At 67.6% G+C, this 17133-nt stretch carries 17 protein-coding genes and 1 tRNA gene; 13 read left to right on the forward strand and 5 right to left on the reverse strand.

Annotated elements, in window-relative coordinates; genetic code table 11:
• Window positions 1-30 precede the first annotated feature (30 nt).
• The gene (gene pyk / locus ABS642_RS03875) at window positions 31-1482 is read left to right on the forward strand and encodes a pyruvate kinase (RefSeq protein WP_282217142.1); all 1452 of its coding nucleotides are present in this window, start codon (window positions 31-33) and stop codon (window positions 1480-1482) included.
• A gap of 263 nt (window positions 1483-1745) precedes the next feature.
• Window positions 1746-2267 (forward strand): alpha/beta hydrolase, encoded by a 522-nt coding sequence (locus ABS642_RS03880; protein ID WP_345774194.1) that lies wholly within the window; start codon window positions 1746-1748, stop codon window positions 2265-2267.
• Between the two features lie 66 nt (window positions 2268-2333).
• Here the strand turns inward: ABS642_RS03880 and ABS642_RS03885 are convergent, their stop codons facing one another.
• From ABS642_RS03885 to ABS642_RS03895, 3 genes are all read right to left on the reverse strand, one after another.
• A complete protein-coding gene (locus tag ABS642_RS03885; RefSeq protein ID WP_350352317.1) occupies window positions 2334-3470 on the reverse strand; it encodes a M23 family metallopeptidase in 1137 nt (378 codons plus the stop codon).
• 148 nt (window positions 3471-3618) lie between these two features.
• Window positions 3619-4869: an alpha/beta fold hydrolase gene (locus ABS642_RS03890; protein ID WP_350352318.1), complete on the reverse strand. Its 1251-nt coding sequence runs from the start codon at window positions 4867-4869 to the stop codon at window positions 3619-3621.
• A 24-nt stretch (window positions 4870-4893) separates the two neighbouring features.
• Window positions 4894-4976: transfer RNA gene (locus ABS642_RS03895), tRNA-Leu, on the reverse strand.
• Between the two features lie 92 nt (window positions 4977-5068).
• On the opposite strand from ABS642_RS03895, the gene ABS642_RS03900 reads away from it, so the two are divergent.
• The 4 genes from ABS642_RS03900 (at window position 5069) to ABS642_RS03915 (ending at window position 6916) form a co-directional block, all read left to right on the forward strand.
• Window positions 5069-5689, forward strand: coding sequence for a response regulator (locus tag ABS642_RS03900; protein WP_282217145.1), 621 nt, complete (start codon window positions 5069-5071; stop codon window positions 5687-5689).
• 16 nt (window positions 5690-5705) lie between these two features.
• Window positions 5706-6287: a GNAT family protein gene (locus ABS642_RS03905; protein WP_350352319.1), complete on the forward strand. Its 582-nt coding sequence runs from the start codon at window positions 5706-5708 to the stop codon at window positions 6285-6287.
• Between the two features lie 150 nt (window positions 6288-6437).
• On the forward strand, window positions 6438-6647 hold the full coding sequence (locus ABS642_RS03910; protein ID WP_350352320.1) for a hypothetical protein: 210 nt from the start codon (window positions 6438-6440) through the stop codon (window positions 6645-6647).
• Complete coding sequence (locus tag ABS642_RS03915) at window positions 6647-6916, forward strand: hypothetical protein (RefSeq protein WP_282217147.1); 270 nt, start codon at window positions 6647-6649, stop codon at window positions 6914-6916. The genes ABS642_RS03910 and ABS642_RS03915 overlap by 1 nt, the downstream gene beginning before the upstream one ends.
• A gap of 6 nt (window positions 6917-6922) precedes the next feature.
• Here the strand turns inward: ABS642_RS03915 and ABS642_RS03920 are convergent, their stop codons facing one another.
• Window positions 6923-7351: a hotdog fold thioesterase gene (locus tag ABS642_RS03920; RefSeq protein ID WP_350352321.1), complete on the reverse strand. Its 429-nt coding sequence runs from the start codon at window positions 7349-7351 to the stop codon at window positions 6923-6925.
• A 72-nt stretch (window positions 7352-7423) separates the two neighbouring features.
• Here ABS642_RS03920 and polA point away from each other — a divergent pair, with 72 nt between their 5' ends.
• Genes polA through ABS642_RS03955 form a run of 7 tightly spaced genes read left to right on the forward strand, consistent with a single transcriptional unit; the run spans window position 7424 to window position 16448 of the window.
• Window positions 7424-10030 carry a DNA polymerase I gene (polA, locus tag ABS642_RS03925; protein ID WP_350352322.1) on the forward strand — a complete coding sequence of 869 codons (2607 nt, stop codon included), beginning with the start codon at window positions 7424-7426 and terminating at the stop codon, window positions 10028-10030.
• A gap of 54 nt (window positions 10031-10084) precedes the next feature.
• Window positions 10085-11761 carry a DUF885 domain-containing protein gene (locus ABS642_RS03930; RefSeq protein WP_350352323.1) on the forward strand — a complete coding sequence of 559 codons (1677 nt, stop codon included), beginning with the start codon at window positions 10085-10087 and terminating at the stop codon, window positions 11759-11761.
• Window positions 11762-11815: 54 nt separating this feature from the next.
• Window positions 11816-12850: an LLM class flavin-dependent oxidoreductase gene (locus ABS642_RS03935; RefSeq protein ID WP_350352324.1), complete on the forward strand. Its 1035-nt coding sequence runs from the start codon at window positions 11816-11818 to the stop codon at window positions 12848-12850.
• A gap of 47 nt (window positions 12851-12897) precedes the next feature.
• Complete coding sequence (locus ABS642_RS03940) at window positions 12898-14250, forward strand: MFS transporter (protein WP_350352325.1); 1353 nt, start codon at window positions 12898-12900, stop codon at window positions 14248-14250.
• A 49-nt stretch (window positions 14251-14299) separates the two neighbouring features.
• Window positions 14300-15046, forward strand: coding sequence for an SGNH/GDSL hydrolase family protein (locus tag ABS642_RS03945; protein WP_350353393.1), 747 nt, complete (start codon window positions 14300-14302; stop codon window positions 15044-15046).
• On the forward strand, window positions 15043-15699 hold the full coding sequence (locus ABS642_RS03950; protein WP_350352326.1) for a hypothetical protein: 657 nt from the start codon (window positions 15043-15045) through the stop codon (window positions 15697-15699). Before ABS642_RS03945 ends, ABS642_RS03950 begins: the two co-directional genes overlap by 4 nt.
• A gap of 2 nt (window positions 15700-15701) precedes the next feature.
• The gene (locus tag ABS642_RS03955; RefSeq protein WP_350352327.1) at window positions 15702-16448 is read left to right on the forward strand and encodes an SUMF1/EgtB/PvdO family nonheme iron enzyme; all 747 of its coding nucleotides are present in this window, start codon (window positions 15702-15704) and stop codon (window positions 16446-16448) included.
• 4 nt (window positions 16449-16452) lie between these two features.
• Here the strand turns inward: ABS642_RS03955 and ABS642_RS03960 are convergent, their stop codons facing one another.
• Window positions 16453-17118, reverse strand: a complete 666-nt coding sequence (locus ABS642_RS03960; RefSeq protein ID WP_350352328.1) for an alpha/beta hydrolase — start codon at window positions 17116-17118, stop codon at window positions 16453-16455.
• Window positions 17119-17133 lie beyond the last annotated feature (15 nt).

Consider the following 17133-nt stretch of genomic DNA (forward strand, 5'->3'; position numbering starts at 1 on the left):
TCCCCCACTTTTCTACCCTGGAGAATTCTGTTGAGACGCGCGAAAATCGTCGCCACCCTGGGCCCCGCCACCTCCACCTATGAGACGGTGCGCGCACTGATCGATGCGGGGGTGGATGTCGCACGCCTGAACCTCAGCCACGGCGACTACTCCGTGCATGAGAACAACTACGCCAACGTGCGCCGTGCCGCGGACGACGCCGGCCGCGCTGTCGCCATCCTCGTCGACCTCCAGGGTCCGAAGATCCGTCTCGGCAAGTTCGAGAACGGCCCCTACGAGCTCGCCAAGGGCGACATCTTCAAGATCACCACCGAAGACATCATCGGCAACAAGGAGATCTGCGGCACGACCTTCAAGGGTCTGCCGCAGGACGTCAAGCCCGGTGACTTCCTCCTGATCGACGATGGCAAGGTGCGCGTCGAGGTCGTCGAGACCGATGGCGTCGTCGTCACGACGAAGGTCATCGTCGCCGGAGCCGTGTCGAACAACAAGGGCATCAACCTTCCCGGTGTCGCCGTGAACGTCCCCGCGCTGAGCGAGAAGGACGAAGACGACCTCCGCTGGGGCCTGCGCATCGGCGCCGACCTGATTGCGCTGTCGTTCGTCCGCAACGCGTCCGACGTCACCCGCGTGCACGAGATCATGGCCGAAGAGGGTGTCCGGGTTCCGGTCATCGCGAAGGTCGAGAAGCCGCAGGCCGTCGATGCCCTCGAAGAGATCGTCGACGCGTTCGACTCGATCATGGTCGCCCGTGGTGATCTGGGTGTCGAACTGCCGCTCGAGGCCGTCCCGATCGTGCAGAAGCGCGCTGTCGAGCTCGCCCGTCGCATGGCGAAGCCCGTCATCGTCGCGACGCAGATGCTCGAGTCGATGATCAACAGCCCGGTGCCGACGCGTGCCGAGACCTCCGATGTCGCCAACGCCGTGCTCGATGGCGCCGATGCGGTCATGCTCTCCGGCGAGACCAGCGTCGGGGACTACCCGGTCGTGGTCGTCGAGACCATGGCCCGCATCATCGAGTCGACCGAGGAGCACGGCCTGGAGCGCATTGCGCCGCTCACCACCAAGCCGCGCACCCAGGGCGGTGCGATCACCCTCGCCGCCCTCGAGGTCGCCGAGTTCGTCGACGCGAAGTTCCTCTGCGTCTTCACGCAGTCGGGCGACTCCGCTCGTCGTCTCTCGCGTCTGCGCTCGCGCATCCCGATGCTGGCCTTCACGCCCGAGCCCGACATCCGTCGCCGCATGGCGCTCACGTGGGGCATCCGCTCGACCCTCGTCGACATGGTGCAGCACACCGACCTGATGTATCTGCAGGTCGACGACTATCTGCTCAAGAGCGGCCTGGCTCAGGAAGGGGACAAGGTCGTCGTGATCTCCGGTTCCCCTCCCGGAATCGTCGGCTCGACGAACGACATCCGCGTCCACAAGGTCGGGGATGCGGTCAACGGCGCGGCACCGATCTACAAGGAAGCCACCGTCTGATCCGGTGACATACCGACAGAGGGGCGGGACTTCGGTCCCGCCCCTCTGTCGGTATCGGGTAGCTTTGCCGCCATGGGATTACCGAGCCGCCGACCCGATCCCGTGACGCCCATGGTGACGACATCAACCCGCTGAAGGCGCTCGGCTGGTGGCTCGCCGACTACGCGTATGCCGGGTACTGGCAGCTCAGGGCTTCCTTCGCGCGCTCCGACGCAGCGGAGTTCTCCTCGGGCGACGCGGCGCACATCGTCACGCTTCCCGGGGTGTACGAGACATGGCGGTTCATGCAGCCGCTCATCACGGCGCTGCATGCGCGCGGCCATCCCGTGCACGTGGTCGATGTGCTTCGGCGGAACCAGCGGCCGGTGGCCGAGATGGCCGAGCAGGTCGCCGACTTCCTCGAGGTGAACGACCTGACGGATGTCATCCTCGTCGCGCACAGCAAGGGCGGCCTCGCCGGCAAGCTCGTCATGACGGGTCGTGCGGCGAGCCGGGTGCGCGCGATGCTCGCGATCGCGACGCCCTTCGGTGGTTCCCGGTACGCACGGAGGATCCCGATGCGCACGCTGCGCGCCTTCTCTCCGGACGACCCGTCGATCGTGGGTCTCACCCGGCAGCTCGAGGTCAACGCGCGGATCGTCTCGATCTACGCCGAATTCGACCCGCACATCCCCGAGGGGAGCGAGCTGGCGGGAGCGAAGAACGTCCGGCTCGACACCGGAGGGCACTTCCGCATCCTCGCCCATCCGCGCGTGCTCGCCGAGCTCGCGGTCCTGGCCGAGTAGGCATTCCTCCGGCCCAGGGCGTGTCTCCTACCCGGTTCACGTCGCCTTCGATGCTTCGGCCTGCGGTCAGGGGGCGTAGGTCATGACATCCCCGACGAGAGGCGCCTCGGCGGTGCGGTCGCCCGAGACCGCGGTATCGAGGTTGTAGGGCGTGCCGGCGAAGCCTGCCTCGATCGCCTCAGCACTCGGCACCACTCCGTCGAGGGTGAACGAGTCGATCAGGAACGGCAAGCCGTTCGAGGCGAGCGGGCTCGGTGAGTCCATGATGTGGAAGTGCAGGTGCGGGGCGTCGGAATTGCCCGAGTTGCCGAGCAGCGCGATCGGTTCGCCCTTCTTCAGCTGCTGGCCCACCTCGACGTGCTCCGGGTTGCCGGGCTGCAGATGCGCGTAGAAGGCGAAGCGGCCGTCGCCGATGTCTTGCACGATGTAGTTGCCGCCGTATTCGTCGAGGGTGAGGCCAGTGGGGTTCGCCCCCGGTGTCTGCTCAGGCCGGTCGGTGGTCATCGCGACCACCGGGCCGTCGGCGACTGCGATGATGGCGTTGCCGAAGGTCGGGTAGTTCTGGGCCACGGTCTTGTCTCCGGTGAACAGCCGGTCGTCCTCGGTGAGCTGCACGTAATCGATGGCCCAGCGTTCCGGCACCTTGAAGCCGGCGTTGATGGGGCTGACCGCTCCGCGGTGCGGTGTGAGAGTGCAGCATCCGTTGCCGTTCAGCCAGCCCGCGCCCTGCAGCGGTGGACCGATGGTGACGGGATTCGAAACGCTCACCATGACGGCGGGAACGTGTTCGACGACGACAGAGTCGTAGATGGGCGGGTTGGCTTCGGGCATCCGCACGGTCACGGTGTGCTCGATCGTGGTCGGCACCTCGGCGGCAGATACGACGATCGCGTCCATCCAGATCATGGCGCTTCCGCCGCCCTGGAGGGCACCGCTGGCGTCGCCTGTGCCGACACCGCGGTAGACGGCCGTCAACTCCTCGCCGGTGAGCGACTGCAGTGTGCCGCCGTCAGCGCTGGATTCGACCGATTCGATCGTTACCGGCGACGCCGAGGCATTGACGAGCAGGAGCTCATAAGCCAGATGAATGCGTCCGTCGGTGGCGGGCGCCGCGATCGGCGGATTCGTGACGGTCACAACCACCGGGGAGTATGCATCCTGAGCGGCATCGTAGTGCGCGGGAGCGGACTCGACCGGCGTCATGGCAGTCGTCTCAGACGGGTCCGACGGGCCGGTGCATCCGCTCAAGAACAGCACCGAGATGGAGGACAGTGCAACAGCGGAGAACAAGGCCGAGCGTGGTCGAGGACGGGGCATGCATCTCATTGTGCCCAACTGCCGCGGGGAGAAGTCAACCGCAGTTCCCCGCAGGTGTGCGTCCATCTCCCAGAGTGGGCAGCCAGAGCAGCAGATCCGGGAGCGCGGCGTAGGCGGCCAGTCCGTGATCGATGTCCGGGTAGGTGTGGAACGTGACATCCGCCTGCTGAGAGCAGAGCAGCTTCACATAGCCCTCGGTCGCACTCGGGCGCACCAGCTGGTCCGCCTCGCCCTGTCCGACGAAGACGGGCACGGTCACCGGCTGCCCGCCCGCGCTGTTCTCCTTTAGCAGCGTCTTCCAGGGCTCGGTGGTGGCCGGGTCGCTCGTCACATAGCCGCCTACGAGCGGATCGGCGATCGCATGGAGTTCCTTCGTCTGGGTGAGGAGGCAGAGCTCGGCCATCGCGGGGGTGGCTTTCGCACCGGCGGGAGTGAGTATCGCGGTGATCTCATCCGCGGTGTACCGGTCCGCGTAGGCGACCGTGTACGCGGGGATGGCGAGCGAGGCGATGGTCACTCCGGAGAGGTCGATGATGTCATCGGTCATGAGCGCGTTCAGATTCGCCGCCGGCGCTGCCACCGCGACACCCTCCAGCTTCAGCTCCGGGGCGTACGACGATGCACGTTCCGCCGCGAAGAGCACCGCCTGCCCGCCCTGCGAATGCCCCCACAGGACGAGGCGATCACCTATGCCGGCACCGTCGATCCTGCGCGCCGCGCGCACGATGTCGAGCACGCTGTTCGATTCGGGCACCCCGAGAAGATACGACGACTGTCCGTCGACGCCGAGTCCGGGATAGTCGGTCGCGGCGATCGCGTACCCCTCGGCGAGCAGTTCGTGCAGCCCCTCGATGTACTGGAAGGGATCGAGGCCGAGTGACGGCGCGCATTGCGTGGCGGCGCCCGTGGTCGGATGTGCCCAGGAGATCACGGTCCGGCCGCCGTCTGGTGCCGGACCGTCCGGGACGATCACGACGCCCGAGACCGGGACGTCATCGCCGGCGAGATCTCGGGAGTGATAGATCACCCGCCAGGCCGACGACCCCGCGGGCGCACTCGCGATCGGCTCGATACGGATGATCTCCCCGGGTTCGCCCGTCGGAGCAGGGGAGGGCAACGAGTAGAACGCCGGGTCGGTCTTGAGGTCGGCTTCACCCTCGATGTAGCGGCGGGCGAACTCCGCGGCGGCGAGCACGAGCACGACGATGAGGACGGCCCCGATGAGGAGGAGGACCCGTCGTCGTCTCGGTCGACGTGCGTGCGCCGCGGGCGCGCCACTGTCCATAGGGACTGTATAGCGCAATCAGGGTGCCGGCGGTGGGACTCGAACCCACACGCCCTTTCGGACAAAGCATTTTGAGTGCTCCGCGTCTGCCATTCCGCCACGCCGGCTCGTGTGTCGCGCCTTCGACTTTAGCGCAGGCGCACGGGGCGGAGCGCCGGGCCACCGCCGGTGCACAGGGCCTCTCCACTAGGATGTATCTGTGACCGAGCAAGAAGAGCAGGCTGTTGAGCCCACGGCATCCGCACCCCGACGCGTCGTCGTCGCCGAAGACGAATCGCTGATCCGTCTCGACATCGTCGAGATCCTCCGCGACAACGGCTTCGATGTTGTCGGCGAGGCCGGCGACGGCGAGACCGCTGTCGCTCTCGCGACCGAGTTGCGCCCCGACCTCGTCATCATGGACGTCAAGATGCCTCAGCTCGACGGCATCAGTGCCGCCGAGAAGCTGCACAAGGGGAACATCGCCCCGGTCGTGCTCCTCACGGCGTTCAGCCAGAAGGAGCTCGTCGAGCGGGCGAGTGAGGCCGGCGCTCTGGCGTACGTCGTCAAGCCGTTCACCCCGAACGACCTGCTTCCCGCGATCGAGATCGCGCTGGCCCGTCACGAGCAGATCATCACGCTCGAGGCCGAGGTCGCCGACATGGTCGAGCGCTTCGAGACCCGCAAGCTCGTCGACCGGGCCAAGGGCCTGCTCAACGAGAAGATGGGCCTGAGCGAGCCCGAGGCGTTCCGCTGGATCCAGAAGGCGTCGATGGATCGCCGTCTGACGATGCAGGACGTCGCGAAGGCGATCATCGAGCAGCTCGCGCCGAAGAAGTGAGCCCGGAGGGCTCGGATTGAGCCTGTCGGAATCTCACCTCCGGCTCGATGCCGAGCACACTCTGCGTCCGGTTCGTCGCGGTGACGGCGCACCACTCGCTCGCGCGTACCTCGCGAACCGCGAGCATCTCGCGCCCTGGGAGCCCACCCGGGCCGAGTCGTTCTTCACGGAGGAGTTCCAGGAGCGGCACGCGCGGGAGTGCGAGACGGATGCCGCCTCGGGCCGCAGCATTCGATTCCTCATCGAGTCCGACGACGGCGAGATCCGCGGCCGGATGAACCTCAACAACATCGTGCGCGGTGCTTTCTGGAGCGCCGACCTCGGCTATTGGATCGACGTCTCGCGCCTGCGTCGAGGCCTCGCGTCCCGCGCCGTTGAGCGCGTGGCCGCCTACGCCGGGGAGGAGCTGCGGCTTCATCGCCTGCAGGCCGCGACGTTGCTGCACAACGTCGGTTCGCAGCGCGTGCTCGCCGAGAGCGGGTTCGAGAGGATCGGCCTCGCACCGCGGTATCTGCGGATCGCGGGGGAGTGGCAGGACCACCTGCTGTTCCAGCTGCTGCTGGAGGAGCCGCTCAGTCCGCGGCAGGAACGGCCTTGATCGTGTCGGCGGTGGACCGGGACCAGGGCTCCCTCTGGTTCAGATCGTTCGATGTTTTCTACACATCTTGTAGTGAGTCGAAGTTACACACAGTTCCTGTTGACACCGTTCTGCTCGCCCCTCGTGGGGCGTAATCTCGTGCTCATAGGGATGAGCCAAGTGGAATTACAGCGCCGGGTCGAGCAGAATGCGAACGACACGGTGGAAATCTATGACCTGCTCAAGACGATGAATGGCACGCTCACCGAGCACACTCGCCTTCTCGACGGTCTTGCCGAGCAGGTGGGCGAGCTCAAGGCTCAGCAGGGCGAGCTCAAAGCTCAGTCGGGCGAGATTCTCGGCATCCTCAAGCACCGCTGATGAACACCGACGAAGAGATCGACCTCATCCTGCCCGTTCTCGGTTACAGCCCTGCCGAGGCATATTCGGAGATCCGATCCATCCACGGCACGCTTCTTCAGCAACGCTCACGCTTTGAGCAGATGACGAACCGGCAGATCGACAGCATCAGCGCCATCGATTCGCGATTCGGGGGAGTGAGTCGGCGGCTCGACAGGATCGAACAGCAGGTGGAAGAGATCGACGCGAAACTCGCGCGGCTGCTTGAACTCCTCTGCGGCCGGTATTGAAGCCGGTCAGTCCGCGGCAGGGACGGCCTTGATCATGTTGGTGATCCGGATCGTCGAGCAGCGTCGGCCCTGATCGTCGGTCACCACGATCTCGTGGACGGTGATGCTGCGGCCGAGGTGCACCGGCGTGCAGACGCCCGTGACGATGCCGGAGGTGGCCGAGCGCGTGTGGGTGGCGTTGATGTCCACGCCGACCGCGAGGCGTCCCGGTCCGGCGTGCAGGTTCGCCGCCATCGACCCGAGCGACTCGCCGAGAACGACGTAGGCGCCGCCGTGCATGAGGCCGACGGGTTGCGTGTTGCCCTCGACGGGCATGGTGGCGACGCACCGCTCGAGGGTGAACTCGAGGAACTCCATGCCCATCTTCTGAGCCAGTGCCCCCATACCGCGGGCTGTCGCCCAGTCGAGTCCCTCGCTCGTCGCGACGTCGCTCATGAATCCTCCTCAGCGGGTGTCTGTCGTCCTCGTTAGGCTGACAGGGTGACGGACTCCGCAAAGCCTACCCTCATGGTCATCGACGGCCATTCGCTCGCCTACCGTGCCTTCTTCGCCCTTCCGGTCGAGAACTTCACGACCAAGGACAACCAGCACACGAACGCCATCTACGGCTTCCTGTCGATGTTGGTGAATCTGATCAAGGCCGAGCAGCCGACCCACCTGGCGATCGCCTTCGACACCTCGCGGCACTCGTTCCGCACCGACGAGTATCCCGAGTACAAGGCGACGAGGTCCGAGACTCCGCAGGAGTTCCGCGGCCAGATCCCACTGCTCCAGGACTGCCTGGCCGCGATGTCCATTCCCGTCCTCACGAAGGAAGGTATCGAGGCCGACGACATCCTCGCCACGCTGTCGACGCAGGGCGTCGAGCAGGGCTACGACGTGCTGATCGTCTCGGGAGACCGTGACAGCATCCAGCTCGTCAATGACGAGGTCACGCTGCTGTACCCGAATGTTCAGGGCGTCTCGCAGCTCAAGCGCTACGACCCGACCACGGTGCAGGAGCGTTACGGCGTCCGGCCGGAGCAGTATCCCGACATCGCGGCCCTGGTCGGCGAGACCAGCGACAACCTGCCGGGCGTACCCAAGGTGGGGGAGAAGACCGCCGTGAAGTGGCTCACGCAGTTCGGGACGCTCGACGAGCTGCTCGATCGTGCCGACGAGATCAAGGGCGTCGTCGGCGGCAACCTGCGCGACCACATCGAGGATGTGCGGCGCAACCGCAAGCTGAACCGCCTGCTCACCGACGTCGAGCTTCCGGTCGCACCAGGCGATCTCGCGGTGACGCCGATCGATGCCCAGGCCGTCCGCGACATCTTCGCGAGGCTCGAGTTCCGCACGCTCCTCCCGCGCGTCTTCGAAGCGGTCGGCGCCGGCGAGGTCGCCGACGATCCGGCTTCCGCTGTCGTGCTGCCCGTGCCCGGCGAGGTCGCCCCCGCCGAGCTCGCGACCTGGGCCGCGGCACAGGACGGCGATGTCGCGCTCCGCATCACCACTCAGGGCGGCAAGCCCGTCCGCATCGGCGCGGCGACCACCAGCGAGCTCCGTGAGGCCGACTGGACGGATGCTGCGGCCGACGCCCTTCGCGGCTGGATCGAGTCGTCGAGCCCGAAGGTCCTGCACGACGCGAAGCCGCAGGTCAAGGCGCTCCTGCGCCAGGGCATCCGTCTCGGCGGCCTCGCCTACGACACGAGCCTCGCCGGCTGGCTGCTGCGCCCGAGTTTCCCCGACAAGACGCTCGCCGACCTCGTCGAGCGCTACCTCGGCGAGAAGTTGCCCGAGGCCGATCCCTCGCAACTGGTCCCCGAGACCGAGGGTGCCACGCCCTCCCAGGAGGCATGGTTCGCGCTCCGGGTCGCTGACGCCCTGCGCGAGGACATCCCGGAATCGGTCGCGAAGGTGCTCGTCGACATCGAGCTCCCGACTCTGATGACGCTCGCCGACATGGAGGTCGCCGGAGTCGCGGTCTCGCACGACGTGCTCTCGACGTTCTCGGGCGAGCTGGCCACCCGCGCCGAGGGCGTCGCCCAAGAGGCGTTCTCGAGCATCGGGCGAGAGTTCAATCTCGGTTCGCCCAAGCAGCTGCAGGAGGTCCTGTTCGAAGATCTCCAGCTCCCGAAGACCCGCAAGACGAAGTCCGGGTACTCGACGGATGCCGCCGCTCTCGCCGACCTGCAGGAGACGCACCCGCACCCGTTCCTGAGTCTGCTGCTGCAGCACCGGGAGGCGACGAAGCTCCGTCAGATCATCGAATCGCTCGACACTGCCATCGGCGAGGATCACCGCGTCCACACCACGTATGTGCAGACCGGCAGCCAGACGGGGCGTCTCTCCAGCACCGACCCCAACCTGCAGAACATCCCGGTGCGCACCGAGGAGTCGCGTCGCATCCGCAGCGCCTTCCAGGTCGGCGAGGGCTATGAGGCGCTGCTGACGGCGGACTACTCCCAGATCGAGATGCGCATCATGGCGCACCTCTCCGGAGATGAAGGGCTGATCGAGGCTTTCAACAGCGGCGAGGACCTGCACCGGTTCGTCGGTGCGCGTGTGTTCGGTGTCGAGCCGAGCGAGGTGACCGCGGCGATGCGCACCAAGGTGAAGGCCATGTCGTACGGCCTCGTCTACGGTCTCTCCGCCTTCGGCCTGTCCAAGCAGCTGCGCATCGAGCAGTCCGAGGCGAAGCAGCTGATGGTCGAGTACTTCGCCCGTTTCGGTGCCGTCCGCGACTACCTCCGTGCGTCCGTGATGAAGGCGAAGGAGGTCGGCTACACCGAGACGATCTTCGGGCGCCGTCGCCCGTTCCCCGACCTCGCGAGTCCCAACCGGGTGCTGCGGGAGAACGCGGAGCGCGCGGCGCTCAACGCCCCGATCCAGGGCAGCGCCGCCGACATCATGAAGATCGCGCTCCTGAACATCCATGACGACCTGCGGTCCGAGGAACTGTCATCCCGCGCTCTGCTGCAGATCCACGACGAACTCGTGGTCGAGGTGGCTCCTGGGGAATGGGATGCGGTCGAGCGCATCGTGCGTGCGCGCATGGGCGATGCCGCCGACCTGACGGTGCCGCTCGACGTACAGGTCGGCCGTGGTGCGGACTGGAACGAGGCCGCGCACTGAGATCGACCGACAGAACCGATATATCGAGCGGATGCCGGGGATTAGGCTGAAGGGATGACTTCAGCTCCCCGCACTCCGTCCGCCATCGACAAGGTCGCCGATGAGTGGGTCGACACGATCGTTGTGCTCGCGCCGACTCTCGGAACGTATATCGGCCGCGACGAGGTGAACGACCGCTTCGGCGATCTGAGCCCCGCGGGACACGAGGCGATCGCCGCGGCGACCCGCTCCACGCTCGACAAGCTGTCGGCGCTCGAGCCCGTCGATGCGATCGACGAGGTCACCAAGACGGATCTGAGCGCCGAGCTTCGTCTCGACCTCGAACTGCATGAGGCCAAGTGGCACCTGCGCGACCTCAATGTGATCGCCTCGGCGGCGCAGGACGTGCGGTCGGCGTTCGACCTGATGCCCACCGCCACAGCCGACGACTGGGGTGTGATCGCGACGCGACTGGCCGCGGTGCCCGATGCGCTGCGCGGCTACACCGAGACGCTTCGTCAGGGGATCGCCGAGGGCGTCACCCCGGCACGGCGGCAGGTCGTCGAGGTCGCAACGCAGATCGATCGTTACACCGCGGACGACGGCTTCTTCGCCGCGTTCGTGGCCGAAGGCGGCCCGGAGGAGGGGCAGCTTCCCGCGTCTCTCGCCCGCACGCTCGCCGACAACTCGGCGGCAGCACGGGTCGCTTACCACGAGCTCCGCCGGTTCCTCGCCGAGGAACTCGCGCCGGCGGCCGGCGACGTCGATGCGGTCGGCCGTGAGCTCTACGCTCTCAACTCGCGCCGTTTCCTCGGTGCGACGATCGATCTGGACGAGACCTACGAGTGGGGACGTGAAGAACTCGCCCGCATGGTGGCCGAGCAGACCGCCATCGCGAGCGAGATCCTTCCGGGCGCATCGGTCGAGGAGGCCGTCGCCCATCTGGAGGCCGATCCCGCTCGCAAGCTCGTCGGCACCGACGCGCTCCAGAAATGGATGCAGGAGACGAGCGACCGCGCGGTCGCGGAGCTCGGCGCCTCGCACTTCGACATCCCCGAGGCGATCCGGACGCTCGAGTGCATGATCGCCCCTACTCAGGAGGGTGGCATCTACTACACCGGCCCGACCGACGACTTCTCCCGCCCCGGACGCATGTGGTGGTCGGTTCCCGAGGGCGTCACGGAGTTCGACACCTGGCGCGAATTGACGACGGTCTTCCACGAGGGCGTGCCCGGACACCACCTGCAGATCGCGCAGGCCGTGTACAACCGCGCAGAACTGAACTCCTGGCGGCGGCTCCTCGCCGGTACGTCCGGGCACGCCGAGGGTTGGGCGCTGTACGCCGAGCGCCTGATGGAGCAGCTGGGCTACCTCGACGACCCGGCCGACCGGCTGGGCATGCTCGATGGTCAGCGCCTGCGCGCCGCACGCGTCGTGCTCGACATCGGCGTGCACCTGGGCAAGCCCCGTCTCGACGGAACGGGGACCTGGGACGCGGCCTATGCCCTCGAGTTCCTGCGCGGGAACGTGAACATGTCGGACCAGTTCGTGCAGTTCGAGGTGAACCGCTACCTGGGCTGGCCGGGACAGGCGCCGTCGTACAAGGTCGGACAGCGCATCTGGGAACAGGTCCGCGATGCCGTCCGCGCCGCCGAGGGGGAGTCCTTCTCGTTCAAGGAGTTCCACAAGCGGGCGCTCGACATGGGCGGCGTCGGTCTCGACACCCTGCGCAGCTCGCTCCTTCCGCGCTGACGGGAATGCGGCGCGTCCGCGGTGTGTTCATTCATCTGAATGGAAAGGGATGACATGAGCATCGAATTCGGACTGGACACCTTCGGCGACATCACGCGCGATGCGAACGGCGAGCTCCTCACCGGGGCGCAGACGATCCGCAACGTGGTGGCCCAGGCCGAGCTGGCAGACAGCGTCGGCGTGGACTTCTTCGGGGTGGGGGAGCACCATCGCCCGGAATTCGCGGTGTCCGCGCCCGAGATGGTGTTGGCGGCGATCGCCGCCCGGACCGAACGCATCCGCCTGGGCACGGCCGTCACCGTGCTGTCATCCGACGACCCGGTGCGCGTCTTCGAGCGCTTCTCGACGCTCGACGCGTTGTCCGGCGGTCGCGCAGAAGTCGTTCTCGGCCGTGGATCCTTCATCGAGTCCTTCCCGCTCTTCGGATACGACCTCCGCGACTATGAGGCGCTGTTCGAGCAGAAGCTGGAGCTGTTCACGGAGCTGCTCAAGGAGGAGCCCGTCACCTGGTCCGGCACGATGCGCGCCTCGCTGGATAACGCGAACGTGTTCCCCAAGACCGAGAACGGGCTTCGCACCTGGGTCGGCGTGGGCGGCAGCCCCGAGTCCGTCGTGCGCGTCGCACGGCATGGTCTCGGACTGATGCTCGCGATCATCGGCGGTCCCGCCGTGCGATTCAAGCCGTTCGTCGAGCTCTACCATCGCTCGGTCGCCTCCTTCGGCACGACGTCGCACCCGGTGTCCGTGCACTCGCCCGGGCACATCGCCGCGACGGATGCCGAGGCCTGGGACGAGGCATACTCCGGCTTCGAGGCGATGAACAACACCATCGGGCGCGAGCGCGGCTGGCCTGCCTACAGCCGTGCGCGATTCCAGAACGACGTCGGTCCCGAGGGCGCCATCTACGCGGGCTCGCCCGATCGTGTCGCAGCCAAGATCGCCGACACCGTCACGACCCTCGGGCTCGGCCGCTTCGACCTCAAGTACGCCACGGGAACCCTCTCGCACGGGTCCATGATGCGCAGCATCGAGCTCTACGGCACCGAGGTCATCCCGCGCGTGCGAAAGATCCTCGCCGAGCGCGACTGACGTCGTCATAGGGGCCGTGACTGTGCGCGCGCCCCTACGATGAGGGCATGGCCAACACCGCCCTGCCGAGCCGTGCCTCGCTCGCCGAGCGCCTCGACGACCTGCCGTTCACGCGACGCCATCTCCGTGTCCTGACCGGTTCGGGCGTCGGCTGGGCGCTCGACGCGATGGATGTCGGCCTCATCTCCTTCATCCTCGCGGCCCTCACTCAGCAGTGGGGTCTGACCAAGACGGATGCCGGCTGGATCGCGTCCATCGGGTTCCTCGGCATGGCGATCGGAGCGACGCTCGGAGGCCTCCTCGCCGATCGTCTCGGACGCCGTCAGGTGTTCGCGCTCACCCTCCTCGTGTACGGCATCGCGACCGGTGCCAGTGCGCTGGTCGGCGGGATCGCCGTGCTGCTGGTCCTGAGGTTCTTCGTCGGCCTCGGGCTCGGCGCCGAGCTGCCGGTCGCCTCGACCTATGTCAGCGAGTTCGCTCCTGCGCGCATCCGCGGCAGGCTCATCGTCATCCTCGAGGCGTTCTGGGCCGTGGGCTGGACGGTATCGGCGCTCATCGGATACTTCGTGATCCCGGCATCCGATGCGGGATGGCGCTGGGCGTTCGCACTGGGGGCCATCCCGGCGGTGTACGCGCTGATCATCCGGTGGGGACTGCCGGAGTCTCCGCGGTGGCTCGCCTCTCGCGGACGGATCGCCGAGGCGGATCGCATCGTGTCAACCTTCGAAGCGGATGCCGGTTTCATCGCGGCGCCCGCGATCCGCAAGGAGCCGGCATCCCGCGCGATCGCGATCACGACCAGGGCGCGTCTCACGACACTGTGGAACCGGGAGTTCCGCGTCCGCACGATGTGCCTCTGGCTCGTCTGGCTGTGCGTGAACTTCGCCTATTACGGCGCGTTCATCTGGATCCCCAGCATCCTTCTCGACGCCGGATTCGACCTGGTCAGGTCGTTCGGGTTCACGCTGATCATCACTCTGGCCCAGCTCCCCGGCTACGCCGTCGCGGCCTGGCTCATCGAGGTCTGGGGCCGACGCGCCACACTGTCGGTCTTCCTGGTCGGATCCGCGGTCTCCGCCGTGTTCTTCGGCACCGCCACGACGGAGTTCGCCATCATCGCCTCGGGTATGGCCCTATCGTTCTTCAATCTCGGCGCGTGGGGCGCGCTCTACGCCGTGACACCGGAGACGTATCCGACCTCGCTCCGAGGGACCGGTGCGGGCTGGGCGGCCGGCGTCGGTCGCATCGCCTCGATCGTCGCGCCGCTGTCCGTGCCCGTGCTGCTCGTCGCGGGGGGCACGCCGCTGCTGTTCGTCGTCTTCGGCGTCTGTTTCGTGGTCGCGGCTGTGGCGGCCTGGGGTCTTGCCGATCGCCGAGGCATCGCGCTCGACGACCGCTGACGTGCGCCTGGCCCGCCGCGCGCGGGAATAGGCTTGTGCGGTGGCAGATGTGCGATTCGTGGCGATCGGCGACTCCTTCACAGAGGGCGTCGGCGACGACCTTCCCGACGGCAGAGAGCGCGGGTGGGCCGATCTGGCAGCCCAGGGCTGGGCCGATGCGGCGGGTCGCCCGATCCAGTACGCCAACCTCGCGATCCGCGGCAAGCTGGCCTGGCCGATCGTGGAGCAGCAGCTGGAGCCCGCCCTCGCCCTGCATCCGACCCACCTCTCGTTCAACGGGGGAGGCAACGACATGCTGCGGCCGCGGACCGACGTCGAGCACATCGCCGACGCCTTCAGCCGCGTGCTCCGTCGCTGCGACGAGGAGGGCGTGACCATGATCCTGCTCTCCGGCGCGAACCCCAGCGGTCAGCTGCCGATGGGATCTCTCGTACAGCGCCGCGGCGACCTGCTGTCCGAGGCGGTGCTCCGCCGGATCGAGAACCGGCCGGATGTGATCCGCGCGTTGAACTGGCCGGACCGCGAGCTCTCCGACACCGCCTACTGGTCGGAGGACCGGCTGCACATGAACGCGGCCGGTCACCATCGTGTCGCGGCTCGCGTCGTCCATGCGCTCGGCTTCGAGCCGCCCGAGACCTGGTGGGCACCCAGCGAACGGGGAGGAGCGCGGCCCTCCGGGTTCGCCTACTACCGTGAGCACGTCGGCCCGTGGGTCCGGCGACGCGTGACTCGCACATCCTCCGGCGACGGTCGCGCGGCCAAGTACCCCACTTGGGTCGAACGGACCCCTTCGTGAGTCGGAGCGGGGGTCGGCGGCTGCCTCGTCGCATCGCGCAACTCCTCGTCGGGCTGTTCCTGTACGGCATCGGCATCTCGTTCATCGTCCGAGGAATGATCGGCGCGGCGCCCTGGGACGTGCTGACGCAGGGCATCGCGCGACACGTGCCGCTGACGTTCGGCGTCATCACGATTCTCGTCAGCGTGGTCGTTCTGCTGCTCTGGATCCCGATCCGGCAGAAGCCCGGAATCGGTACCGTCCTCAACGCGCTGCTGGTCGGGCCCGCCGCCGACATCGGCTTCCTCGTGATCCCGGAGACGGATGAGCTCTGGATCCGCATAGCGTTCTTCGTCATCGGCTTGCTCGTGCTGTCGGGCGCGACGGGGCTGTACATCGGTGCGGCATTCGATCCTGGACCACGCGACGGACTCATGACCGGGTTGCACCGTCGCACCGGATGGCCCATCTGGGTCGTTCGCACCGGGCTGGAGGTGACCGTGGTCGCCGTCGGCTGGGTCCTCGGAGGAAACGTGGGCGTCGGCACCGTCGCATTCGCGCTCCTGGTGGGACCGCTGTGCCAGTTCTTCCTGCGCGTCTTCGCCGTCAGGATCCCCGAGACGACGGAGACCGAGCCCGCGACACGCACGGGCGAGATCCGGATCGCGGGCTGAGCATGTCCGACTTCGAGATGGCCCGCCTTCCCGCGGGCTCGGTGACCCTGCACGACGCACGGCGCAAGGTGCAGCGCACGGTCTCGCTGGAGCCTTTCGCGATCGGCGTCTACCCCGTGACCGAGGAGCAGATGGCCGAGGTGCTCGGCATCGCCGTCCGGCATCCGTCACGTCCGGCGGTCGACGTGAGCTGGCTGCGCGCGGTGCACTTCTGCAATGCCGCATCCGAGTGGGAGGGCCTCGACCGGGTGTACCTGTTCGACGGTGAGGACGTGAGCTGGGATGCCACGGCGGACGGCTACCGCCTGCCCACGGAAGCGGAGTGGGAGTTCGCCTGCCGCGCGGGCTCGACGGGACCGCACTACGCGCCTCTCGCGGATGCGGCATGGACGAGCGCCGACGGCGTCGCCTCGCCGCAGAACGTCGGCGGAAAGATCCCGAACCTCAACGGACTGTTCGACACGCTCGGCAACGTCTGGGAGTGGTGCTGGGACCTGCTGGATCCGGCGCGATACGACGACTACCGCGTGTTCCGCGGTGGAGGGTTCGCGGATGACTCCTGGAGCGTGCGCGCATCGGTCCGTCGTGGGGGTGCGCCGAGAACGCATCAGGACGACGTGGGCATGCGCCTCGCGCGCGGCGCGTTCGACACGGTCGACGAAGCGCAGGGGTGGTCCGCGCAGATCGACCGGGAGCGAGCGGTCGTCGACGGCCCGTTACCGCCGGGATGGACGCCGCTGCGGCGGTGAACCGTCAGCTCGACGAGAGCTCCGACACGACGATCTCCGCGATCTCGCCGGGGCGCGAGATGTACGGCGAGTGATCGGCATCGATCTCCGTCGCGTGCGTGCAGCGCCGGGCGAGCATCCGCTGGACGTCAGGGGCGACGGCCCGGTCCTCCGCGCACACGATGTACCGCGAGCGGACGTCGCGCCACGCCGCACGGGCGGGAACGCCGCGCCCGTGCCCTGACGCCTGTGGCACGAGCAGGCTGATCGCCCACGCCGCGGTCTGCGGATCGGCATCCGCGTAGAGTGCGGCGCCGGCCAGTGACGGGTCGACGGCCGTCCCACCCCCGGGATGGCGTCGCATCGCATCGTTCACGAGAGCGCCGCCGAGCGAGGCGCAGCTCTCCTCGGTCGTCGGGACGAAGGCGGCGAGGTAGACAAGGGACCGCACGCCACGGAGGCCGGTGATCACCGCGCCGCCGTAGCTGTGGCCGAGGACGAGCGGGGGAGCGGGGAGGCTGTCGATGATCTCCTGCACGGCCGCGGTGTCGGCCTCGAGCGATCCACGGTGAAGAGTCGGGATATGCACGTCGAAGCCGCGATTCCGGAGCTCGTCAGCGAGCGGGCCCATGTGCGCGCCCTGGTGCCAGAGCCCGTGCACGAGGATCACGGCCGGATCGGTGTCGATCACCCGCTCTTCCCCGTC

This window comes from Microbacterium sp. A8/3-1 (genome assembly GCF_040267695.1).
GTDB classification, from domain to species: Bacteria; Actinomycetota; Actinomycetes; order Actinomycetales; family Microbacteriaceae; genus Microbacterium; species Microbacterium luteolum.